The 23,773-nt window shown below is 46.5% G+C and carries 24 protein-coding genes; 19 read left to right on the top strand and 5 right to left on the bottom strand.

Annotation, left to right across the window (positions count from 1 at the left end; genetic code table 11):
* Positions 1 to 113 precede the first annotated feature (113 nt).
* The gene (locus tag Q0339_RS07090) at positions 114 to 1,208 is read left to right on the top strand and encodes a GerMN domain-containing protein (protein ID WP_298078095.1); all 1,095 of its coding nucleotides are present in this window, start codon (positions 114 to 116) and stop codon (positions 1,206 to 1,208) included.
* A gap of 76 nt (positions 1,209 to 1,284) precedes the next feature.
* Positions 1,285 to 2,004, top strand: coding sequence for a trehalose operon repressor (gene treR, locus Q0339_RS07085; protein ID WP_070756456.1), 720 nt, complete (start codon positions 1,285 to 1,287; stop codon positions 2,002 to 2,004).
* 83 nt (positions 2,005 to 2,087) lie between these two features.
* Here the strand turns inward: treR and mnmG are convergent, their stop codons facing one another.
* Genes mnmG through mnmE form a run of 3 tightly spaced genes read right to left on the bottom strand, consistent with a single transcriptional unit; the run spans position 2,088 to position 5,896 of the window.
* A complete protein-coding gene (gene mnmG, locus Q0339_RS07080; RefSeq protein ID WP_298078093.1) occupies positions 2,088 to 4,004 on the bottom strand; it encodes a tRNA uridine-5-carboxymethylaminomethyl(34) synthesis enzyme MnmG in 1,917 nt (638 codons plus the stop codon).
* Between the two features lie 20 nt (positions 4,005 to 4,024).
* The gene (locus Q0339_RS07075; protein WP_298078091.1) at positions 4,025 to 4,501 is read right to left on the bottom strand and encodes an 8-oxo-dGTP diphosphatase; all 477 of its coding nucleotides are present in this window, start codon (positions 4,499 to 4,501) and stop codon (positions 4,025 to 4,027) included.
* A gap of 12 nt (positions 4,502 to 4,513) precedes the next feature.
* The gene (gene mnmE, locus Q0339_RS07070; protein ID WP_298078089.1) at positions 4,514 to 5,896 is read right to left on the bottom strand and encodes a tRNA uridine-5-carboxymethylaminomethyl(34) synthesis GTPase MnmE; all 1,383 of its coding nucleotides are present in this window, start codon (positions 5,894 to 5,896) and stop codon (positions 4,514 to 4,516) included.
* Positions 5,897 to 6,101: 205 nt separating this feature from the next.
* Here mnmE and dnaB point away from each other — a divergent pair, with 205 nt between their 5' ends.
* Positions 6,102 to 7,493 (top strand): replicative DNA helicase, encoded by a 1,392-nt coding sequence (gene dnaB, locus Q0339_RS07065; protein ID WP_268443481.1) that lies wholly within the window; start codon positions 6,102 to 6,104, stop codon positions 7,491 to 7,493.
* A gap of 87 nt (positions 7,494 to 7,580) precedes the next feature.
* Here the strand turns inward: dnaB and Q0339_RS07060 are convergent, their stop codons facing one another.
* Positions 7,581 to 9,038: an alpha-amylase gene (locus Q0339_RS07060; protein WP_298078088.1), complete on the bottom strand. Its 1,458-nt coding sequence runs from the start codon at positions 9,036 to 9,038 to the stop codon at positions 7,581 to 7,583.
* A gap of 187 nt (positions 9,039 to 9,225) precedes the next feature.
* On the bottom strand, positions 9,226 to 10,338 hold the full coding sequence (gene ugpC, locus Q0339_RS07055; protein WP_298078087.1) for a sn-glycerol-3-phosphate ABC transporter ATP-binding protein UgpC: 1,113 nt from the start codon (positions 10,336 to 10,338) through the stop codon (positions 9,226 to 9,228).
* A 234-nt stretch (positions 10,339 to 10,572) separates the two neighbouring features.
* Here ugpC and Q0339_RS07050 point away from each other — a divergent pair, with 234 nt between their 5' ends.
* The 16 genes from Q0339_RS07050 (at position 10,573) to rplK (ending at position 23,757) form a co-directional block, all read left to right on the top strand.
* Positions 10,573 to 11,139, top strand: a complete 567-nt coding sequence (locus tag Q0339_RS07050; RefSeq protein ID WP_070756449.1) for a dUTP diphosphatase — start codon at positions 10,573 to 10,575, stop codon at positions 11,137 to 11,139.
* A gap of 36 nt (positions 11,140 to 11,175) precedes the next feature.
* On the top strand, positions 11,176 to 12,564 hold the full coding sequence (radA, locus tag Q0339_RS07045; RefSeq protein ID WP_298078086.1) for a DNA repair protein RadA: 1,389 nt from the start codon (positions 11,176 to 11,178) through the stop codon (positions 12,562 to 12,564).
* A gap of 43 nt (positions 12,565 to 12,607) precedes the next feature.
* A complete protein-coding gene (locus Q0339_RS07040) occupies positions 12,608 to 13,726 on the top strand; it encodes a PIN/TRAM domain-containing protein (RefSeq protein WP_298078085.1) in 1,119 nt (372 codons plus the stop codon).
* Between the two features lie 16 nt (positions 13,727 to 13,742).
* On the top strand, positions 13,743 to 15,215 hold the full coding sequence (gene gltX, locus Q0339_RS07035; RefSeq protein WP_298078083.1) for a glutamate--tRNA ligase: 1,473 nt from the start codon (positions 13,743 to 13,745) through the stop codon (positions 15,213 to 15,215).
* 84 nt (positions 15,216 to 15,299) lie between these two features.
* A complete protein-coding gene (locus Q0339_RS07030) occupies positions 15,300 to 15,953 on the top strand; it encodes a uracil-DNA glycosylase (protein ID WP_298078082.1) in 654 nt (217 codons plus the stop codon).
* A 36-nt stretch (positions 15,954 to 15,989) separates the two neighbouring features.
* On the top strand, positions 15,990 to 17,414 hold the full coding sequence (gene cysS, locus Q0339_RS07025; RefSeq protein ID WP_298078081.1) for a cysteine--tRNA ligase: 1,425 nt from the start codon (positions 15,990 to 15,992) through the stop codon (positions 17,412 to 17,414).
* Positions 17,411 to 17,806, top strand: a complete 396-nt coding sequence (locus Q0339_RS07020; RefSeq protein ID WP_298078080.1) for a ribonuclease III domain-containing protein — start codon at positions 17,411 to 17,413, stop codon at positions 17,804 to 17,806. Before cysS ends, Q0339_RS07020 begins: the two co-directional genes overlap by 4 nt.
* 1 nt (position 17,807) lies before the next feature.
* Positions 17,808 to 18,653 (top strand): 23S rRNA (guanosine(2251)-2'-O)-methyltransferase RlmB, encoded by an 846-nt coding sequence (gene rlmB, locus Q0339_RS07015; protein WP_298078079.1) that lies wholly within the window; start codon positions 17,808 to 17,810, stop codon positions 18,651 to 18,653.
* A gap of 11 nt (positions 18,654 to 18,664) precedes the next feature.
* Positions 18,665 to 19,180: an NYN domain-containing protein gene (locus tag Q0339_RS07010; RefSeq protein WP_298078078.1), complete on the top strand. Its 516-nt coding sequence runs from the start codon at positions 18,665 to 18,667 to the stop codon at positions 19,178 to 19,180.
* A gap of 61 nt (positions 19,181 to 19,241) precedes the next feature.
* Positions 19,242 to 19,868, top strand: coding sequence for a sigma-70 family RNA polymerase sigma factor (locus Q0339_RS07005; protein WP_298078076.1), 627 nt, complete (start codon positions 19,242 to 19,244; stop codon positions 19,866 to 19,868).
* Positions 19,869 to 19,922: 54 nt separating this feature from the next.
* On the top strand, positions 19,923 to 20,075 hold the full coding sequence (gene rpmG, locus Q0339_RS07000) for a 50S ribosomal protein L33 (protein WP_070756439.1): 153 nt from the start codon (positions 19,923 to 19,925) through the stop codon (positions 20,073 to 20,075).
* A gap of 14 nt (positions 20,076 to 20,089) precedes the next feature.
* A complete protein-coding gene (secE, locus tag Q0339_RS06995) occupies positions 20,090 to 20,263 on the top strand; it encodes a preprotein translocase subunit SecE (RefSeq protein ID WP_023392543.1) in 174 nt (57 codons plus the stop codon).
* 97 nt (positions 20,264 to 20,360) lie between these two features.
* Positions 20,361 to 20,858, top strand: a complete 498-nt coding sequence (locus tag Q0339_RS06990) for a phosphatidylglycerophosphatase A (RefSeq protein WP_298078073.1) — start codon at positions 20,361 to 20,363, stop codon at positions 20,856 to 20,858.
* A gap of 141 nt (positions 20,859 to 20,999) precedes the next feature.
* Positions 21,000 to 21,539, top strand: a complete 540-nt coding sequence (gene nusG / locus Q0339_RS06985) for a transcription termination/antitermination protein NusG (RefSeq protein WP_298078071.1) — start codon at positions 21,000 to 21,002, stop codon at positions 21,537 to 21,539.
* 247 nt (positions 21,540 to 21,786) lie between these two features.
* Positions 21,787 to 23,109, top strand: coding sequence for a solute carrier family 23 protein (locus Q0339_RS06980; protein ID WP_298078069.1), 1,323 nt, complete (start codon positions 21,787 to 21,789; stop codon positions 23,107 to 23,109).
* A 222-nt stretch (positions 23,110 to 23,331) separates the two neighbouring features.
* Positions 23,332 to 23,757, top strand: coding sequence for a 50S ribosomal protein L11 (gene rplK / locus Q0339_RS06975; RefSeq protein ID WP_035364969.1), 426 nt, complete (start codon positions 23,332 to 23,334; stop codon positions 23,755 to 23,757).
* The last annotated feature ends 16 nt before the right edge of the window (positions 23,758 to 23,773 follow it).

Genomic DNA, 23,773 nt, shown 5'->3' with positions numbered 1-23,773 from the left:
AAAATAAGACGAATATGCTAGAGAAGAACACAAAAGAAAGGGGCAGCAGCATGAAAAGAGGGATTCTTCTTGTTGGATTTGTATTGCTATTAAGTGCTTGCAAGCAAGAACCTATGATTCACATTAGTCCAGATGTTCAGGCATCAATAGACAAGAAGGCTGCTGACCGGCAAGGAACAGCAACGAACGGATCGTCTGAAACTAGCTCTACTGTTGCAGAGAACACAGGAGAATACGACACGTCATCATGGCAAAAAGCACCGGATGGAACACAATATGAGATAAGTCATTATGTGCCTAATGGTATCAATCAACTTAAAGAGTTTGATACGCATGATGGTTTACAAATAGTGTACACAGATTATGTAGACACTAACCGTCAACTATGGCAAGTGCGGACCCTCTTACCTAATGGTCGGGCCAACGTGTCAGTTTATCAGCTGACAAAGGAAGGTTGGCAGATATCTTGGCAAGCTCAGGATACTTTGGATACTAGCAACCATCTAGAACAAATTAGTCACACCCACCGTATCCCTTATTTGATGGCTCCCCTTCAAGTGGGAACAATGTGGCAAGATAGCCAAGGAAGTCGTTCCACTATTACGAACCTCTACCAATCAGCCACAATAGGTTCTAGCAATTATGAAGATGTTATTGAGGTAACGACCTTTCAATCTGACCAAGAGTTACATACCTACTATGCCAAGAATCAAGGTTTGATTATGTCTAGTCAGAAAGCCATTAATAGTGGTGGGGAAAATATTACGCTCACACTTAAGTCTAACCAGCATCAGGTTAGCATCACGCAACCTATCAATATAGCTAAGCCAAGTAATCAGATGAATCCAATTTTGACCAAGGGGACGGGGCACTTAACTTGGCAGACTAATCAGAATCCAGGTAAAACTTTTACAGAATTGTTCCGCAAAGAAGGATGGATTAATTCATCTGTTGAAGTCAAAGATGTAAAAATTGAATCGCAAACTGCCCTCGTAGATTTCACTCCTGGTATAGTAGCAGCCATGAATCAGCATACAGCACGAGAAACGGCTGTTTTACCGGCTATTGTCCAGACAATCGCTGATTATTATGGGGTCAAACAGGTGAAGCTGACTGTAGGCGGACTTATTTTAACGCCAGATACCTTGCCAATGCCTGATAATGGTATTTGGGAAGTAAATTCGAACTGGTTAGGGACAAATCCTTAAAAAAATGCGAAAAAAAACTGGATAAACTCTTTCACAAAGTAACAGATTATGCTAGAATACGTATCGAGGTGTAAAAATGAATAAATTTGAAAGAGTCTATCTAGACATCAAACAAAAAATTGAAAATGGGACCTACCCCATTGGTGAACTAATCCCTACAGAACATGAACTAGCAGAAACCTATGATGTATCCCGTGAAACCATTCGTAAGGCGCAAAAACTCCTATTGGAAAACGGCTTTATTCATAAGAAACAAGGTCGTGGTTCTACCGTTTTAGATTTTAACCGTTTTGTCTTTCCATTTTCGGGTTTGGTCAGCTTCAAAGAGTTACAAGCTGATCAAAATATGAAAGCTGAAACCCGAGTAATCCGTAATGAAATCGTGAAGGCACCAGACTTTCTCATTGGTAAAGAAGGTGTAACTGAAAATGAACGCTTTATTTACTTATTGCGTACGCGAATTATCGCGGGCGAAGTCATGATTATTGATGAAGACTGGTTCCGTTGCAGCGTGGTGCCATCTATCCCGAGCCGTGTAGCTAAAAACTCCGTCTATGAGTACTTAGAAGGTCAGTTAGACTTAGATATTAGCTATGCTACCAAGGATATGCGGGCTGAGATTGTGTCTGAGCTAGGCTTGGAACTCATGAAGTTAACGCCTATGGACTATGTCATTAAGACAGACAGCTTTGTTTACTTAGAAGATACTACCTTCTTCCAATACAGTATTTCTCATACGCGACTGGAGAAGTTTCACTTCCAAGAATTCGCACGTCGTAGACACTCAATTAAATAATGAAAAAATGAGACAGGGTTTTAAGCCCTGTCTTTTTACTATATTATATAGAAGAAGAAAAGCCCCTTTAAGGGGCTTTTCTTTTAGTCTTGGGCTTGACGATCTTGCAGGCGGGCAATTTTGCCTTGTTGGATGTAGACTGACAAGATGGCAATGTCTGCTGGGTTAACACCACTGACCCGACTAGCTTGCGCTAAGGTAGTTGGCTGAATTAATTTCAGGCGGTCACGCGCCTCGTTAGCCAAATTCAAGATAGCGTCGTAGTCAATATCTTCAGGAATACGTTTTTCTTCCATAGCTTTGACTTTTTCAACTTTCTCGATGGCTTTTTGGATATAACCTTCATACTTAATCTGGATTTCAACTTGTTCAGCTTCCTGGCGTTCCAATGGCCCTTCTGGTCGCGGAATGATAGTCACTAAATCTAAATAGCGAATCTCTGGTCGCTTGAGCAGATTGAAGGCGCTGATTCCGTCTAAGAGGGACGAAGAGCCTACACGCTCAAAGAGTTCCTGAAGGCCAGGTGTCTTAGGTGTCAAGGTGATTTTCTTCAAACGTTTGATTTCGGCGTCAACCAGAGCTTTCTTAGCTAGATAGGTTGCATAGCGTTGGTCATCGACTAAGCCAATTTGGTGGCCAATTTCCGTCAGACGCAAGTCAGCATTATCGTGGCGTAGCAAGAGACGATACTCTGCCCGGGAAGTTAAGAGACGATAAGGCTCTGTGGTTCCTTTGGTAACTAAGTCGTCAATCATGACGCCAATATAGCCGTCACTCCGTTTGATGATGAGTGGGTCTTGCCCTTGGACTTGACGCGCTGCGTTAATCCCAGCAATGAGGCCTTGGCCGGCCGCTTCTTCATAGCCGCTAGTCCCGTTCATTTGGCCAGCTGTATAGAGGCCACGTACTAATTTGGTTTCTAAGCTAGCACGCAATTGATGCGGGATGACCACGTCGTATTCAATTGCGTATCCTGGTCGCATGAGTTTAGCATTTTCTAAGCCAGCTACGGAATGGAGCATCTGAAGCTGCACATCTTCTGGCATAGAGGTGGATAGGCCTTGAATATACATTTCATCGGTTGTGAGCCCTTCTGGCTCCACAAAAATCTGATGGCGAGGCTTATCGCTAAAGCGCACAATCTTGTCTTCGATAGAAGGACAATAACGTGCCCCTACCCCCTCCACGATGCCGGTAAACATAGGGGCGCGATGGAGGTTAGCCTTAATGACCTCATGCGTATCTTGGCTAGTATGTGTCAGCCAACATGGGACAAAGTCAGGTCGGTAGTCAGCATCTGGTGTTAAGAAGGAAAAATGGTTGGGTTGGCTATCACCAGGTTGAATCTCCATGGCGTCATAGTTAATGCTAGATTTATGGATACGCATAGGTGTTCCAGTTTTGAAACGAGCTAATTCAAAACCCAATTCCAAAAGGTGTTCAGAGAGTTTTTGAGATGGTAGGGTATTGTTGGGACCAGATGAATACTTGAGCTCACCAATAATGATTTGGCCGCGTGAAGAGGTACCAGCAGTTAGGACAACGGCATCTGCACTATAGCGGGCGCCAGTCGACGTGACAACGCCACGGACTTGTCCTTCTTCTACTACTAGTCGGTCAACTAGGCCTTGTTTAAGGTCTAGGTTAGGGCAAGCTTCAATGGTTTGTTTCATAGCGGTCGCATAAGCATGTTTGTCTGCCTGGGCGCGTAGAGCTTGGACGGCTGGTCCCTTCCCAGTGTTGAGCATGCGCATTTGGATGTAGGTCTTATCAATATTGCGGCCCATTTCGCCACCGAGGGCATCGATTTCGCGAACGACAACGCCCTTGGCAGGGCCCCCTACAGAAGGGTTACAGGGCATAAAGGCTACCATCTCTAAGCTAATGGTTAAGAGCAGAGTGCGACAGCCCATACGAGCTGCCGCCAATGCGGCTTCTGAACCGGCATGGCCAGCGCCGACAACAATGACTTCATAGTGGCCAGCAGAGAATTCTTGCATGGTTTTGACTCCTTTGCGATTTATGGATGAGTGTAAAAAATAACTTCGTGATCAAGTAGGCGATTATCAGAAGAATAGCTGAATTTGGCTGAAAAGAAGGGTTTCTGCTCTAAAATCCAGCTTAAGAAGATATGATCCCCTTCCCAACTAGGCCGGCTAAGGACTTGGTCATAGGGTACCCACTCTAGGGTGCCTTCATTGCAATCAATGACTTGACCCTCAAAATGGCGGGCCCGAAAGACATAGGTGTACCAGTCATTGCCGGGAGTAAATTCCGGAAAGACGATAATGCCTACCAATTGCGGCTGATGCAGGGTCAGGCCGGTTTCTTCTTTGGCTTCGCGAATGACACATTCCTCTGGGCTTTCGCCGGCTTCTAATTTACCGCCGACGCCAATCCATTTGCCTTCATGGACGTCATTGGGCTTCTTGTTGCGGTGAAGCAATAGCAGAGAATGGCCATTATCGATGTAACAGATAGTGGCGAGTTTTGGCATGATGTATCCTCCTTATTTACCTAAGCAGAATTGGCTGAAGAGCTTGGTTAAGAGATCATCTTGAACACTGTCGCCTGTGATTTCGCCCAGGGCATCCCAGGCACGGGTATAGTCTATCTGAATGAGATCCACTGGTAGGCTCATGGCACAAGACTGGATGACTTCATCTAAACTGGCTAGGGCTTGGTTGAGCAGATGGGTGTGGCGACTGTTCAAGAGATAGTTGAGGTCGGTAGACTGGAGATTACCGGATAAGAAGCGTGCCGAAATAGCATCTTCCAGGGCAGTTAAGCCGTCCTCAGTTAGGACAGAGGTTTTAATAATATCCGAATCATCTTGCAGATAACTTGCTAAGTCTTCAATGGTCCATTGGTTAGGTAAATCTTGCTTATTTAAGAGGATGATGCGGGCCTTATTTTGTGTCAGCTCTAAAAGTTCCAAATCCATAGGATCCAGGGCTTGGGCTTGATTCAAGATAAGGAGAATCAGGTCTGCCGATTCAATCATGGCGCGACTCTTTTCTACCCCGATTTGCTCGACTACTTCATCTGTATGGCGAATGCCGGCGGTATCAATAATATGGAGGGGGACACCTTTAATAGAAATATATTCTTCGATGGTGTCACGAGTCGTACCGGCAATATCGGTGACAATGGCCTTGTCTTCGCCAATTAAGTAATTAAGAAGACTGGATTTACCAACATTAGGGCGGCCAATGATAGCAGTTTTAATCCCTTCACGGAAAAGCTTGCCTTGGGTGGCCTGACGTAAAATTGCCCGGACTTCGCTTTGCACCAATTCTGCTGTGGAGGCAAGTTGCTGGAGAGAAAGTTCTTCAACATCATCGTATTCTGGATAATCGATAGTGACTTCGACCTGTGCCAAGGTGTTAAGCATGGTGTCTCGCAACTGGCGAATTTTGTGTTTGAGGCTTCCTTGGAGTTGGCTCATGGCCGCATCTTTGGCACGACTAGTCTTGGCGCTGATTAAATCCATGATGGCTTCAGCCTGAGATAGGTCAATCCGGCCATTGAGGAAGGCGCGCTGGGTAAATTCCCCAGCTTCAGCCAGGCGAGCTCCTTGGGCTAAGCAAGCATTGAGGATGGATTGAATGGCAACAATCCCGCCGTGGCCGTTGATTTCGACGACATCTTCTGTCGTATAAGAACGTGGGGCTTTCATGACGCTGGTCATGACTTCATCCAAGACTTGGCCTGACTGGGGATCTTGGATATGGCCATAGTGAATGGTGTGGCTAGCCACTTGGCTGAGGTCCTTTTCTGGAAAGAGCCGGTTGGCGATGGCGATGGCTTCTGGTCCAGATAGGCGAACTAGGCCAATAGCGCCCTCGCCTAGGGCAGTTGAGATGGCGACAATGGTATCTTGGGTGTACATGGCGGGCTCCTTTCTCTTGTCACAAAAAAAGTGCCTAGACTACCCCCTTGGATATGGCCAGTTGGGGTAGTAAGCACTTTGACTGCTACTATCAATTCATCTGTATTATATAGAATTTAAGGGGATTTTGCAAGGGCATATCACCCTACTTGAAAAGGGCTAAGACATTTAGTAAACTACATATGAGTAGAAAGAAGGGAACCTAGTGACAGAATTAAATCTTAATGAGCAACGAATAATGCCTCATAATATTGAAGCTGAACGTGCGGTACTAGGTGCTTTATTCCTAGATCCACGTAAAATCGGGACCGTCCAGGCCATTATCAGTGAAGATGACTTCTATAAACGATCCCACCAATTAATCTTTAATGCCATTGATGTGGTCTTCGACCGCAACGGGGCTTTGGACTTCGTCATGGTGGTCAATCAACTGGAAGCCTATGATGCCTTAGAAAACGCCGGAGGCGCTAGCTATCTGGCAGAATTAATCGAAGCGACGCCAACGGCAGAACACGTGGAGTATTATGCCAATATCGTCAAACAAAAATCAACCTTGCGACGTCTGATTGCGGCCACTACAACCATTAGTTCGGAAGCCTATGATGAGTCTGATAGCGTTGAAAATATTGTAGATCGCAGTGAGAAGCTGATTCTCTCAATCGGGGAAGGTAGCCAAGTCAATAAGCCAAAAGAAATGCGCCACCTAGTAGTGGAAGCCTATGACCGTGTGGTTAAGCTTTCTGAGGAAAAACGCGACATTACGGGACTAGCTACAGGCTATCATGATTTGGATAAGATGACTTCAGGCTTCCAAGGAGATCAGTTAATTATTATTGCGGCCCGTCCTTCCGTAGGTAAGACGGCCTTTGCCCTCAATATTGCCCAGAACGTGGCTACCAAATCCAAGGTGCCAGTTGCCATCTTCTCCCTAGAAATGGGGGCGATTGACTTAGTCTATCGGATGGTCTGCGCAGAGGGAAATATCTTTGCATCCAACATGAAGACGGGTCAACTAACCGAAGATGAGTGGTCTAGCTTCACTATTGCGACCGATACCCTTAAGAATGCCAAGATTTTCATCGATGATTCAGCGGGGATTAAGGTCTCCGAAATTCGGGCCAAATGTCGCCGACTCAAGCAGGAAAATCCTGACTTGGGCTTGATTGTCATCGACTACCTGCAATTGATTGAAGGCAATGGTCGTGAAAACCGCCAACAAGAAGTTTCTGAGATTTCACGCCAACTCAAAAAATTAGCCAAGGAATTGCATGTGCCAGTTATTGCCTTGTCTCAGCTTTCACGGGGCTTGGAACAACGCCAAAACAAGCGACCAATTTTAAGTGACATCCGGGAATCCGGGTCTATCGAGCAAGATGCGGATATCGTGGCCTTCCTCTATCGTCACGATTATCACCGCCATGACGAACCGGGCGACGAGCCAGACCATGACGATTCCTTGCCAGATAACACGATTGAAGTGATTCTGGCCAAGAACCGGTCAGGGGCCCGAGACACCGTTAACTTACTCTTTAAGAAAGAGTATAACAAGTTTTCTAACTTGTCTTATCGCCCAGAAGATCAAGTAAATTATCAATAAAAATAAGGCTGAGACTCAAGTCTCAGCCTTTTGCTTTCCCATTATATCATATATGATATAATGGGAAATTTATCTACTATTAATTGCTTAATCTGCTAAAATCCAGGCAGAGACAGATCCCCCGTGAACAGGGAAATCAGCCCAACCGTCTTCTTCGATAGTGATGCTGGCTTCATGATGTTCTAAGCCATCACGGAAAGTACGGCTAGCCCACTCAGGGCCCAAGAAGAGGCGCTTACTAGCATCGTCTTTGTTGGAGAGAATAACTGCCAATGGACGGCCATCATTTTCTTCATTACCAGCCCGCGTCCAAGCAATACAGTTAGGATCATCGAGATAGTCAGTTTCTTGACCATAGGCATGGTAAAGTCGTAGGTTGAGCAATTTATCGATGACTTCCTGGAAGGATTCTTGGGCAAAGTCCCCTTGGATACCCATGTAGTCGCCATAGAAGACACAAGGTAAACCGGATTGGCGCAAGAGAATCATGGCATAAGCCAGAGGCTTGAACCATTCTGCTACGGTCGATTCAAGGGCTTGACCCCGTTGGGTATCGTGGTTATCAACGAAGGTAACCGCCGATTCTGGGTAGTTTTGCATGAGCGTTTGGTCGAAAATCTTACTCAAGTCGTAATCTGCCCCGGCTTGACCCGCATCGAAAAAGTTCTGGTGGAGCTTGACGTCTACCAAGTCATAGTGGAAGTCAGTTTTCTCCAAATACTGGCTATTGGCTTCTTCGTCACCATTCCAGAATTCACCGAAGACATAGAAATCATCGCCATAGCGTTCGGTTAAGTCCCGGATAAAGTTCTTCATGAAGAAGGAATCGATGTGTTTAACGGCATCTAGGCGGAAGCCGCGAACTCCGGTTGTTTCAATAAACCAATGGGCCCAATCATAGAGATGTTGGACCACTTCCGGATGCTTGAAGTCGATGTCATCATACATAAGATAATCATAGTTACCGTTCTCGTCGTCAACGAGCGTGTCGTCAGCCCAACCCTTATTATCCCCTTGAATCAGATAAATACCGGATCGGTTACGGCCAGCGTCATAGTCGGTACCTGTAAAGTGATACCAGTGCCAGGTGAAATCATTGTAGGCTTTCTGGCGACCATCAAAGGTGAAGCAAGTCCAACCTTCAATTTCAAAGGGTTCAGAGATTGCCTCTTGACGATTATTAGGATTCATCTCAATGACCGTAAAGCGTTCCTTGTGGTCGGCGCCGGCCTTGTGGTTGAGGACGATATCAGCGATGGGGTCAATCCCATTAGCTTTCAAAGTTTCAATCAGAGCGAGATAGTCGTCTTTAGTTCCGTATTTAGTAGGAATAGTTCCCTTCTGGTCGAATTCTCCCAAGTCGAACAAGTCATAGACGCCATAGCCGACGTCGTCTTTGTTGGTGCCTTTGAAGGCAGGCGGGAGCCAGATTTTGCGAATGCCCTTGGCAGCTAATTCTGGAGCTAGTTGGGCAAGTCGATTCCAGTGCTGGTGGTCACTCGGCAGATACCATTCAAAAGCTTGCATTAAAGTCTGGTTTTGCATGGTGCGAGCCTCCTTTTACAATTTGTATGGCTCTATTCTAGGACGATGGCAGGCAAAAAGCAACTGATACCGGTCCCTAAATGACGGATGTTAGGGACTTGTCACAGATTTGAGGTGCAATTGTCGTCAGTTAGACGCTAAAAACCCTCCTCGGATGAGGAGGGTCGGAGTGGTAGACTAGTTAAGCTTAAGCTTCTTCTCGAATTACTAATTCGGTTTCTGGATCGAAGAAGTGAGCCTTGTTCATGTTGAAGCCGAGTTCTACGGTTTCACCTGGGTTGTGGTAGTCACGTGCATCCACACGAGCGATGAATTCAGTGTCCCCAACTTTAGAGTAAAGCATAGTTTCTGCCCCTAATAATTCAGATACGACAACTTCTGAACGAACTACTGATTTTGGATAGGAGTCTAAGAAGATTTGTTCAGATTGGATGTCTTCTGGACGAATACCAAAGATGACTTCCTTGCCTTCGTAACCACGTTCTACTAAGTAGCGACGTTGTGGATCTGTTACTTCTAAGGTTAAGTCGCGGCCATTGCTAATCATGCCGTTTTCGAATTTAACTTTGAAGAAGTTCATGGCAGGAGAGCCGATAAAGCCAGCAACGAAGACGTTGTTTGGAGTATCGTAAACTTCTTGTGGGCTACCGATTTGTTGGATAATCCCATCTTTCATGATGACAATCCGGCTAGCCATGGTCATAGCTTCGGTTTGGTCGTGGGTTACGTAGATGGTAGTGGTGTTCAAGCGTTGGTGTAATTTTGCAATTTCAGCACGCATTTGGACACGGAGTTTAGCATCCAAGTTAGAGAGCGGTTCGTCCATGAGGAAGACTTTAGCATCGCGGACAATAGCACGACCCAAGGCAACACGTTGACGTTGACCACCAGACAAAGCAGCTGGCTTGCGATCTAAGTATTGAGATAAGCCTAAGATTTCAGCTGCGTTCTCTACACGTTGTTTGATTTCTTCTTTTGGATATTTACGGAGTTTCAACCCGAAAGCCATGTTGTCGAAGACAGTCATATGTGGGTAGAGGGCGTAGTTTTGGAATACCATGGCGATGTCGCGGTCTTTAGGCGCTACGTCGTTCATGAGGCGGTCGCCAATCCATAATTCCCCTTCAGAAATATCTTCCAAACCGGCAATCATACGCAATGTAGTAGACTTACCACAACCAGAAGGACCAACGAAGACGATGAATTCGCGGTCTGCGATGTCTAAGTTAAAGTCAGTAACGGAATAGAAATCGGCATTATCATATTTTTTGTGGATGCCTTTTAATTTCATTTCTACCATAGGAAAATTCGCTCCTTATTGATTGATTTTATTTACAACTATAGTGTAATTGAAAACGGTTTACATTTCCATTGACAAACTGCACAAATTTCTTCGGCAGATTGTACAAAAAGTAAAAGGTTTTCTAAAAAGAGCAAGAAAGTGTGATTTTTCAAGCACTTTTATTGCTTTTATTACCCTATTAGCCTGGAAATTTGGTAAAATAGAGATGATTCAGTAGAAAAGGGGTGTCCTATGACCCAGGAAAGAAAACGTGGCTTCGAAGTCATCACTAGCTACCAAGATAAAGCCATCCAACTGCCACAGCGAGCGACCCATCATGCCGCTGGTTATGATTTGGAAGCAGCAGAAACCATTGTAGTTCCGTCCTACTGGCGACAAGTCTTCCGCTATTTAGCGATGGAAATGAAACAATGGATTCATGCCAAACCAACCCAAAAGGAGCCGGCAGAGGATCCTCAGCGTTTGTTGAAACCAACCCTTGTGCCAACTGGGCTTAAGGTTTATATGCAGGAAGACGAATACTTACAAATCGTTAACCGCTCTAGTAACCCGCTCAAGCGTTTCTTACAAGTGCCTAACGGGGTGGGCGTTATTGATGCAGACTACTATAATAATCCTAGTAATGAAGGGCATGTCTACGTTCAACTTAGCAACTTTGGGCTCTTTGACCAAACCATCCAAAAAGGTGAGCGCATTGCCCAAGCCATCTTCTTGCCTTTCTTGAAGGCAGATGGCGACCATGGTGGGCAGGCTGCCCGCGAAGGAGGCTTCGGCTCCTCTGGTCATCACCAACAATAGGCTCTAAGGACTAGAGCCAAAGAAAGAAGGAAAGCTATGGCCAAGAAAAAAGTAAGCTACGAATGTATGGCCTGCGGCTACGAATCGGCCAAGTATCTAGGCAAGTGCCCTAACTGCGGCGCTTGGAATCAGATGGAAGAGCAAATTGTCCAATCGACCATTAAGACCGAGAAAAGCCAGTTTAAAGTTTTGACCCAGCGTGGCGAAGACGCCAACCGGGCTCAACGTCTAGAAGAAATCACCTACAAGGCTGAAACGCGGACCCATACCAATTTCCAAGAGTTCGACCGGGTATTGGGTGGCGGGGTGGTAGCTGGCAGCTTGGTTCTGATTGGGGGCGACCCTGGGATTGGTAAGTCTACCCTCTTGCTCCAGGTCTCGATTCAACTGGCTAATCTAGGCCAGACCGTTCTCTATGTTTCTGGGGAAGAGAGTCTCTCCCAAATTAAAATGCGGGCGGAACGCCTATCACTCAAGGACAGTCATTTCTATCTCTTATCGGAGACGGACCTAGCAGTTATTGCTGGCGAAGTTCAGCGTATTGCTCCAGACATTTTGATTATTGACTCTATCCAGACCATGCAACTGGCAGATCATACTGGGGTGGCGGGAAGTGTTTCCCAATTGCGGGAAGCCACCGCTATCTTAATGCGGATTGCTAAGGATAATAATATTGCGACCTTTATTGTCGGTCACGTGACCAAGGAGGGCAATATTGCGGGGCCTCGGATGTTGGAACACATGGTGGATACGGTGCTCTACTTTGAGGGCGAGCGCCATAATCGTTTCCGGGTCTTGCGAGCCGTAAAAAACCGGTTTGGCTCCACACATGAGTTAGGGGTCTTTGAAATGCTGGAAGCAGGTTTGGAAGAAGTAACCAACCCTTCAGAGCTCTTCTTGGAAGAGCGTTTGGCTGGCGCGACGGGTTCGACTGTCGTGGCCTCCATTGAAGGGACGCGACCGATTTTGGCGGAAATCCAGTCCCTGATGACTCCAACTGTCTATGGGACAGCCAAACGCACCTCGTCGGGGATTGACTATCAACGCGTGTCACTGCTCTTGGCAGTTATGGAAAAGCATTGCGGTCTGCTGGTGCAAAATCAGGATGCCTTCTTCAAAATTACTGGCGGCGTTAAATTAGACGAGCCGGCAATTGATTTGGCCATTGCAGTCAGCATCGCGTCTAGTTATTGGAATCAGGCCACTAAGATTGAAGATTGCTTTATCGGCGAAATTGGTCTGACGGGGGAAATCCGACGGGTTAGCCAAATCAAGGAGCGCCTCAAGGAAGCTGCCAAACTGGGCTTTAAGCGAGCCTATATTCCCAAAAATAATCTAGCAGGCCTGGATCAGACACTAGCAATCGAAATTGTGCCAGTGGCCACTATCCAGGAAGCCATTCATAAGGTCTTCCCCCGCCAATAGGGGGAGGCCATCATTATAAAAAAACAGGAAAGGAGGAAGGTTTATGTTTAAACGTATTGTCTTAATGGTTTCAGCCATTATCGGACTGAGTTTTGGCGTGTCCTTTGGGGCTTCTATCTGGCCGTGGTTACATTTAACGCAAGATTTCTTGCAGAACACCTACTTTAACGGTTTATTATTCGCAATTATTTTCGCCCTCTTGGGAAATCTCGCCTCACCTTTGTTGGCTCGTTGGATTCGCAAGACACAAGAAATCTTAAACAAACAAACCGCCTCAACCATCTTCTTCGGGACTATTGGTGGGGTTGTCGGTCTGATTATCGGCTATCTCATCTCACTCCCCTTCTCTAATTTGCAAATTCCCTTTATCTCTAACGCCCTGCCCTTGGTCTTATCGGTCATCCTATCCATTGTTGGCTACCAGACCGCAACCAGTCGGCAGGATGAATGGCGGACGATTTTTAGTCGTTCTGCTAGCAAGCGGGAGAAACAGGAAAGCCGCATCTTAGAGCGCAAGGCGGGTGAGAATTTCCACCGCTACAAACTTTTAGATACTAGCGTCATCATTGATGGTCGGATTGCCGACATTGCCAAGACTCACTTCTTAGAAGGGGTACTCGTGATTCCTAACTTTGTGCTCAAGGAATTGCAATTCATCGCGGATTCAGCAGATTCGCTCAAGCGTGCTCGTGGCCGGCGGGGGCTGGATATTCTCAACAGTTTACAAAAAGAATCGCTCATCCCAATCGAATTTTATGATGGGGATTTTGACGATGTGCCAGAGGTTGACAGCAAGCTAATTCGTTTGGCAAAATTAATTGATGCAGCCGTCGTCACAAACGATTATAATTTAAATAAGGTCTGTGAATTTCAAAATGTCACCGTCTTTAACATTAATGCCTTGGCCCTAGCGGTCAAACCGGTCGTGATTCCTGGCGAAATCATGGAAGTCACGGTAGTTAAGTCCGGGACCGAGCGCAAACAAGGGGTTGCCTATTTAGATGACGGGACCATGATTGTGGTCGAAGACGGGCAACATTATATGAATGAGCGACTGAAAGTCATTGTCACCAGTGCCCTGCAAACTAGCGCTGGACGTATGATTTTCGCTAAGCCCGCTCACTCGCAAGATAAAATCGAAACCAAGCAGTCACATTACTAAGGAAAGAGGAAACTACATGACTTCAAAAGTACGTGTGCGTTATGCACCAAGCCCAACAGGAGAATTACACATCGGGAATGCGCGGACTGCGCTCTTCAACTATTTGTTTGCCCGTCACTATGGTGGTGACTTCGTCATTCGGATTGAAGATACCGATTTAAAACGTAACCTGGAGCACGGTGAGAAGAGCCAGCTAGATAACTTAACCTGGTTAGGGATGGACTGGGATGAAGCGCCTAATAAGCCAGGCCAAGTGGGTCCATACCGTCAGTCAGAGCGTCTGCATATTTACAACCCACTGATTGACCAACTATTGGCAGAAGGCAAGGCCTACAAGTGCTACATGACGGAAGAAGAATTAGAGGCAGAACGTGAAGCCCAACAAGCCCGTGGCGAAATGCCACACTATGGTGGCCAACACGCTCATCTAACGCCTGAAGAAGAGGCTGCCTTTGAAGCAGAAGGTCGTGTACCGGTTATTCGTTTCCGCGTGCCAGAAGATGTGACCTATGAATTTGAAGATTTGGTCAAGGGTCCGATTACCTTCGAATCACGCAGTGTCTCTGGTGACTGGGTTATTCGCAAACGTGACGGCATGCCAACTTATAACTTTGCGGTAACGGTCGACGACCACCTTATGGGCATTACTCACGTACTGCGGGGGGATGACCACATCGCTAATACACCTAAGCAAATGATGATTTATGATGCTTTCGGTTGGGACTACCCACGTTTTGGTCACATGACCTTAATCGTTAATGCTGAGACTCATAAGAAACTCAGCAAACGTGACGGTGCTATCCTACAATTTATCGAACAATACCGTAACCTGGGCTATTTACCAGAAGCGATCTTCAACTTTATCGCCCTTTTGGGTTGGTCTCCAGTCGGGGAAGAGGAAATTTTTGGTCGTGACCAGTTGATTGAACTCTTCGACTATGAACGTTTGTCCACCTCACCTGCTTCCTTCGACACCAAGAAATTGGAATGGATTAACAATACCTATATGAAGCAAGCGAGTCTTGAAGACGTGACGGCTCTAGCCTTGCCACATCTGATTGAGGCAGGTCGTGTATCGGCTAATCCATCGGAAGAAGAGTTAGCTTGGGTGACTAAGGTTGTCTCCCTCTTCCACGAGCAAATGTCTTACGGGGCAGAAATCGTCTCTCTGTCTAGCCTCTTCTTCAACGATAGTTTGACGATTGACGAAGAAAGTCGTGAGGTTTTAGCAGGCGAACAAGTGCCGGCTGTCTTGGCGGCGGTTCGCGAGAAGTTAGCGAACTTAGAAGACTTTGAGGCTGCAAACATTAAAGCTTGCATCAAGGAAGTGCAGAAGGAAACAGGCGCCAAAGGGCGTGGCCTCTTCATGCCAATCCGGATTGCTGTGAGTGGCCAAATGCATGGGCCAGAATTACCAGCATTAATCGAAGTCTTAGGCAAAGAAAAAGTTCTATCCCATATTGACCAAGTAGCAGCGCTCTTGGCATAAAATTCAAGATGACTAAAAGAGGCTGGGGCACTTGCCTCAACCTCTTTTGTTTTTAGGCATCTGCTATCTAAGGAGGCTCCCTATATGTCACACTCTGCCTGGCATCAAGCCATTAAGGATGAACTACCCCTAGGTTATTTCAGCAAAATTAATCATTTCATGGACCAAGTTTACGGCCAAGGAAGGATCTATCCGCCGCGTGACCGGGTCTTTAATGCTATCCAAACGACTGCCTTAGAGGATGTCAAGGTTGTTATTCTGGGGCAAGATCCCTACCACGGACCAGGCCAGGCACAAGGCCTCAGTTTTTCTGTGCCCAATGATTTGCCTGCCCCCCCTTCTCTCCAGAATATTCTTAAAGAATTAGCGGATGACATTGGCGTTAAGCCCAACCATGACCTAACGGCTTGGGCCCAACAAGGTGTCTTATTGCTTAATGCCTGCCTGACCGTACCAGCAGGTATGGCTAACGGCCATGCGGGACAGATTTGGGAGCCATTTACGGACGCGATTATTCGGGTCGTCAATCAACAGGAGCAGCCGGTTGTCTTCATCCTGTGGGGGGCCTATGCCCGCAAGAAGAAGGCTTTGATTAGCGCTAGCCAGCACTTGGTAATTGAATCGGCGCACCCTAGTCCCCTATCTGCCTATCGTGGTTTCTTTGGCAGTCGGCCTTTTTCACGAGCTAATGCCTTTTTAGAGGCTCAGGGGCAGACCCCAATTGATTGGCTTGCTTAGAGCTATTTACTTATTTTAATGAAAAGGAGCAATACTATGGCAATACAAGTCTATAATACCTTGACACGGCAGAAGGAAGTCTTCCGTCCCATTAAAGAAGGGCAAGTGGCTTTCTATGTCTGCGGTCCGACCGTCTATAACTATATCCATATCGGCAACGCCCGTAGCGCGGTAGCCTTTGACACTATTCGGCGTTACTTCCAGTATCGAGGTTATCAAGTCAATTATGTCAGCAACTTCACCGACGTTGACGATAAAATTATCAAGGCAGCGATTGCTGAAGGTTCAACTCCTGAAGCCATTGCTGACAAGTATATTGCGGCCTTCAAGGAAGATACTGGCCAGCTCAATATTCAACCGGCGACCGTCCACCCACGGGTTATGGAAAATATTGAGGAGATTATTGCCTTCGTCCAGACCTTAATCGAAAAGGGCCATGCCTATGAATCAGAAGGCGATGTTTACTTCAAGACGGATTCCTTCAAGGACTATGGCCATTTATCTGACCAATCGCTAGAAGATCTATTGGTTGGCGCTAGCGAACGTTTGGATCAGGTAGTTGCAGAACGCAAGGCTAATCCTCTGGACTTTGCCCTCTGGAAGACTGCCAAGCCTGGGGAGATTGCCTGGGATTCGCCGTGGGGGCCGGGCCGTCCTGGTTGGCATATTGAATGTTCAGTTATGGCCACTAAGTACCTAGGTGATACGATTGATATTCACGGGGGCGGGCAAGACCTCACCTTCCCTCACCATGAGAATGAGATTGCCCAGTCTGAAGCTTGCACCGGCCATACTTTTGCCCATTACTGGCTCCACAATGGCTTTGTGACCATTGGGAAGCAAGATGAGAAAATGAGTAAATCCCTGGGGAACTTTGTCCTTTTGCGCGACTTGTTAGGAGCCTACGACCCTATGGTCATTCGCTACATGTTGGCGACAACCCACTACCGTCGCCCTTTGCGCTATGATGAGGCTGTGATTACGGAAGCTCAAGCCAATGTTAACAAATTACGGGAGGCAATTCGTCGACTTAAGCACCGTCAGGAGCAAGCTAGCGCAGACCTTGAAGGTCATGAGGCTTGGTTAGCAGAGATTAGTGGCATTCAAGAGCAATTTGTGACCGCTATGGATGATGACTTCAATGCTTCTAATGGGATTACGGCTCTATTTGATTTGGTCAAGTCCCTGAATCGATACTTGGACCTAGAATTAGTCAGCCAAGCTGTTCTGTCACTTTATGACAAAGTTCTACATGACTTATTAGCAGTATTTGGCTTGGATTTAGAAGATAAAAGCAATAGTATTGATCAGGAAATTGAGGCGCTGATTGAAGAGCGACGTCAGGCTCGGGCCAATAAGGATTTTGCCCGTAGCGATGCGATTCGTGATCAACTCAAGGAGCAAGGCATTCTCTTAGATGACACGCCACAAGGTACGGTTTGGAAGCGAGTGAATCGATGAATCAAGTAGATCAATTAAATGGGGCTGCCCTGGCCTATATTGGGGATGCAATCTATGAACTTTATGTCAGACAGCATGTCATTGCCTCTGGTTTGACCCAGCCCAATCGTCTGCATCGGGCAGCGACCCGCTATGTAGAGGCCAAGGGCCAGGCCTATGCCATGCAGTGTCTGCGGGACCAAGAGACCTTAAATGAAGAGGAATTAACCATCTATAAGCGGGGGCGCAATCATAAGGCTAATACCAAGGCTAAGAATGCTAGCATTGGCGATTACCGCCAGGCAACAGGCTTTGAAGCCCTACTTGGCTGGCTTCATCTCTCCGGACAAAGTCAGCGTTTGGAGGAGTTGATCGCCCAGTCTCTAGCCCTGATCGATCAGAGAGGACAATAGAATGAAATATGATACAAGTCGGTCGCGCAAATCAACTAGCAAGCGACAAACGTATAAAAAGAAATATGATGAAACAACAGACAAGAAAATAGAAAATAATCCGGAAGTGTCTTCCCAAGAGGAAATTATCTTTGGCAAACACGCGGTAATGGAAACCCTTAAAAAAAATAAGGGGATAAATAAACTTTTTTATCAAAAAGGGCTGGCAGATTCTAAAATAAGTAGTATAATAGAATTAGTAAAAAACCACGGCGGAATTTTTCAAGAAGTTCCGAAAAGTAAACTGGATGAATTGACCCAAGGTGCTAATCACCAAGGGTTGGTTCTCACCGTGCCTCCTTTTGATTATCAGACCATAGAAGACTGTCTTGCCTTGGCCGAAAGCAAAGGTCAGCCTCCTTTCCTACTGATTCTTGATGGGATTGAAGATCCTCATAATTTGGGGTCCATTCTACGCACGGCGGATGCTTTTGGTGTCCACGGAATCATCATTCCTAAGCGTCGCGCAGTCGGTTTAACAGGCATTGTTGCCAAGACATCCACAGGGGCTATCGAACATGTGCCCGTTGTTCGTGTTGCAAATATCGCTCAGACCATTGAACTGCTACAAAATCAAGGGATCTGGGTCTTCGCCACGGATATGGCGGGAGAAGATGTGCGCCAGTGGAATAGTCAAGGGCCTTTAGCGATTGTCATTGGGAATGAAGGTCAAGGGGTCTCTCCTCTTGTGAAGCAAAAAGCAGACGGCATTGTCACCATCCCAATGGTGGGACATGTCCAAAGTCTTAATGCTAGCGTGGCAGCAGGCGTATTGGTTTATGAAGTTGCCCGGCATCGGATAAATTAGGGGAATCACTGATGAAAAGACAGGCCTACCTTTTGGTGGATGGCTACAATATGATTGGTGCGTGGCCACACCTGTCGCGTCTTCAAGTGGTTAATATCCAAGAAGCGCGGGATCGACTAATAGCTGAACTGGCCAGTTATGCCAGGGTGAGACAGGTCCAGGTGATTGTGGTCTTTGATGCCCAATTAGTGCCTGGACGAGCGACAAGGCTTGAGCAGTCTGGAGTGCAAGTGGTTTTTACCGAGGAGAACGAAACGGCAGACTCGTATATTGAGAGGGGAGTAGGAGCCTATATTCATCCGTTGAACCGCGTAACGGTGGCAACGAGTGATATGGCTGAGCAATGGACTATTTTTCAACAGGGAGCCCTTCGTATGTCGGCTCAAGAATTATGGCTTGATTTGAAGTTAGCCAAGGAAGAAATGACTGCAGATGTCGAACGTTACTATAGTAGACGGCTCCGCCGGCACAGCCCGTGGAGCGCAAGACAATTGGCGAAACTCGATCAATTGCGCAAAACACTTTAAACATATGGGATAAACCTTTTCCTTCTCCCCTATATTAACCTTTATAGAGGAGGAAACACCCATGGATTTTCATCAGTACGAAGACACGGAGTTGCCAGCACTAGATCAAGCAGTTGCAGCACTCAAGGCAGATTTTGATGGCCAAGAATTTGAACAATTGTTGCGCCAGTTCAGTCCTTTGATTAGAAGTTGTTATTTGATGAGTAAGTCTGCCTATCTTGATTATGCAGACTTCCAACAAGAAGCTAGAGTTACTTTGTGGAAGGCCATCTTCACTTATAATGGTGGAATTCCCTTCAAGAGTTACTTTAAAATTGTCCTTATCCGACATTTTAGCCATTTATATCGGTATGAATCGGCTCATAAACGCGTTCAAGCATCCGATTGTGTTTCTCTGGATGTGGATGACTATGTGAGAGAACAACTAGAGGCACATTTCGATCCTCTGAGTCCCCTAGCTCAAGGTCACGATATGGCACCAGAAGACTGGTGTCTAGCACGTGAGGCCTCCGATGGTTATTTTTCAAGTTTGTCTGATTGGGAAAAAGAGGTTCTCTTAGCTTGCCTAGATGGCATGAGTGTCGAGGAGATGTCTCAAGTCAAGGGCAAGTCCCAACGTTCTTGTCAAAGTGCCCTAAGCCGCTGTCGTAAAAAACTAGAAGATTTCTGCAAGAGGCTTGACAAATAGCCGAGAACTGCCTATCATTAAAAGATGATATAGCATCAAAAGGAGGTAGTTGCCTTGGCTCAAAAGAAAGGTGCCTTAGCCTGTAGTGAATGTGGTCAACGTAATTACCACATGACACCCACGCAGATGGGACAGTCGCAACGCTTAGAAATCAAGAAATTCTGCAAGTATTGCAACAAGCATACCTTGCATAAAGAAACTAAATAGAAGGGTATTAGAGCATGGGATACATTAAGAACGTCGGAAAAGAAATGAAACGCGTGACTTGGCCAAGCTTAGGCGAAGTCAACAAATACACATGGACAGTCATCATTATGGTCGTTTTATTAGGCCTCTACTTCGGTGGCATCGACTTTGGCTTGTCCAACTTACTCAACTACTTCTACGCCCTCTAAGCGAGCGAGAGGTAGGCACTTAGATAGAAAACCTCAATCCGCTTGGAGAATCTCTCTAGGCGGATTGATTTACTTTAGTGAAAAGGATGGTGGCTTCATGACACACGATGAACACTTAGAACAGCATATGTATGATCTCTTAAGCCAACGAGGCGTGACCATTAAGGATATTGCCCACATTGTCTACGACTTACAAGTGGATTATGCGCCCCATATTACGATTGAGCAGTGTCAATCTCACGTTCAAGAAGTCCTCAAAAAGCGCGAGGTTCAACACGCAGTGGTCACCGGCATTGAGTTAGATATGGCAGTTGAAGCGGGCCACTTCTCGCCTATTTTGCGAGACATTATTGCCCGGGATGCAGGGCTTTATGGCATTGATGAGATTCTGGCCCTGTCCATTGTTAATGTCTACGGATCGATTGGCCTGACCAACTTCGGCTATGTAGACAAAATGAAGACCGGCATCGTCAAAGAGTTGGATTCCAAGACACCTGGCCGTGTCAATACTTTCATTGATGACTTGGTAGGTGCCATTGCCGCGGCAGCAGCTGCCCGGATTGCCCATGCAGGTTTAGAGAGAAATCAAGACTAGCCACTAGGCCAAAAGCCCAGGGAAATTCCTTGGGCCGGGTCTTGTCTCAGTGGCCGCCCTTATGTTATACTAAGGCTAACGATAGCGACCTACCCAATGTAGGTTTTTTATTTTGCCGGTTCAAATAAAAGGAGTAGACAGATGAGTAAAGAATGGTATGTATTACACACGTACTCAGGGTACGAAAACAAGGTCAAAGAAAATATCGAGATGCGGACGGAAAGCATGAACATGCAAGACCATATCTTCCGCATTGCGGTACCTGAAGAAGAAGTGGTTGAGAAAACCGATGGCGTAGAGAAGAAGAAAGTCGAAAAGACCTTTCCTGGCTATGTCCTAGTAGAGATGGAAATGTCGGATGAGGCTTGGTTTATCGTCCGGAACACGCCAGGTGTGACTGGTTTTGTTGGCTCCCATGGGGCCGGCTCAAAACCATCCCCACTCTTGCCAGAAGAAATTGCGGCTATCTTGGGTGATGCGCCAATGCCAAGTCAACGTGTAGAACTCAATGTAGCAGAAGGCGACTATGTGTCCATTATCGATGGGGCTTTCTCCGGCCTATCTGGCCAAATTGAAGAAATCGACCGTGATCATGACAAACTCAAAGTAGTGATTGAGATGTTTGGTCGTGAGACAGTGGCGGAATTAGACTTCATGCAAGTTAAAAAAGAAGATATTTAATCTAGATAGAGACTAGGGCATAGGCTTCCTAGTCTCTTTTTTTGTGGGGGAGTGATGAGGTCTTAACAAAAATGGCTAAATGCCCAGCTTAGACTCGTCAAAGTTCTTAACTTGTGCTATACTATCTCCCAATAAGGGCTTTTAATTCCATCCCGTGAGGTGGAGAAGGCTAAATCATTTTACCGAGCCCTTGGAATAAAATCAGAGGGCTCTTTGTCATGTCTTGGAGTCCGGAAAAGAGGTTATGATGGAACTACAAACGTCCAAAGTGCGCATGCTGCTTGATGTCGAGCAGAAGCCGCCTTTCCTACAAGGGCTCTTATTGAGCGCCCAGCACGTCTTTGCCATGTTTGGGGCGACCATTCTGGTGCCCCTGATTCTGGGCATGCCGGTTTCGGTGGCGCTCTTTGCCTCAGGGATTGGGACCCTCATCTACATGGTCTCGACCCAGTTCAAGGTGCCGGTCTACCTAGGGTCGTCCTTCGCCTTTATCCAGGCCATGGCCTTCGCTAATAGTCAGATGAATGGCGATGTCTCTGCTGCCCAAACCGGGGTGGTGCTAGTTGGGCTAGTCTATGTTGGGGTGGCACTCTTGATTCGAGCAATTGGAACCACCTGGATTGATCGCTTATTGCCACCTATTGTGATTGGGCCCATGATTATGGTGATTGGCTTGGGCTTAGCCAACTCAGCGGTTAAGAATGCCGGTTTTATTGAGGGGGGCGATATCAAGCATATCGTGGTCGCCATTGTTACCTTCTTAATTACGGCCTTCATTAATACCAAAGCCAAGGGTTTTCTCAAAATCATTCCCTTCCTCTTCGGGATTATTGGGGGTTACTTGGTGGCCGTTGGCTTTGGCTTGGTAGACTTTAAGCCAGTCCTAGAGGCAGCTTGGTTTGAAGTGCCACATCTCTATTTGCCATTTGAAACCGGTGGCTTCTTCAGTCACTATCAACTCTACTTCGGGCCAGAGACTTGGGTGATTTTGCCGGTAGCGGTCGTGACCATTGCCGAACATATTGGGGACCATACAGTGTTAGGGCAAATCTGCGGCCGTAAGTTCTTGGAAAAACCAGGCCTCCATCGGACCTTGATTGGGGATGGGGTGGCGACTGCTGTGTCAGCCTTTATCGGTGGCCCGGCCAATACCACTTATGGCGAGAACACTGGGGTGGTAGGGATGACCCGTATTGCTTCCGTCTCTGTCATTCGCAATGCTGCCTTCTTTGCTATCGGACTCAGCTTTATGGGCAAATTCACTGCTATCATCTCCACTATTCCGAAGCCCGTCTTGGGCGGTATGGCCATCCTACTTTATGGGGTCATTGCTTCTAACGGTCTAAAAGTTCTGATTGAGAAGCAAGTCGACTTCCACCAAGTCCGCAACTTGATTATCGCCAGTTCCATGTTGGTGCTAGGCTTGGGCGGTGCGGTTCTCAAATTGGGGCCGGTGACCTTATCTGGGACTGCCCTCTGCGCCTTGGCTGGCGTCGTGCTCAACTTAATCTTGCCACACGAAGAAAAATTTCAAGACCAGAAGGTTGAAGAATTACTTGGTGAAGCCTAAATAAGGAGCTCCCTTTCCAGGGGGCTTTTCTTGTATGGAAAAAACAAAGCATGGGCAGAATCTTGCAGAGCAAAAAAATCTCTGAAAATCAGGCCTTAAGGCATTGCATATTTGCTGGAGTATGCTATAATAGTACGGTGCGCAAAGTACGCACACTGAGTGGGAGGAGGCTTAGGCTTCCATGAACCACATCACGAACCAAAAATTAAGGAGGAATGTTTCGTGGCTAAAAAAGTCGTAAAACAAGTTAAATTACAAATCCCAGCCGGCAAAGCAAGCCCTGCTCCACCAGTAGGTCCAGCGCTCGGTCAAGCACAAGTAAACATCATGGGGTTCTGTAAAGAGTTCAACGCTCGTACACAAGATCAAGCAGGCTTGATTATTCCTGTTGTTATCTCTGTATACGAAGACCGTTCATTTACTTTCATCACCAAAACTCCACCAGCTCCAGTATTGTTACTGAAAGCTGCTAAAGTTGACAAAGGTTCAGGTGTACCTAACAAAACTAAGGTTGCCACTGTAACCAAAGATCAAGTACGAGAAATCGCAGAAACTAAAATGCCAGACTTAAATGCAGCCAATGTTGAAGCTGCAATGCGCATGGTTGAAGGTACTGCTCGCTCAATGGGGATTACAGTCCAAGACTAAGCACAATGTAGCTTCT

The sequence above is a fragment of the uncultured Abiotrophia sp. genome, assembly GCF_938010525.1.
Classification (GTDB): Bacteria; Bacillota; Bacilli; order Lactobacillales; family Aerococcaceae; genus Abiotrophia.
The sequence above is the reverse complement of the archived record's forward strand: the minus strand, read 5'-3'. Positions and strand labels throughout refer to the sequence as shown.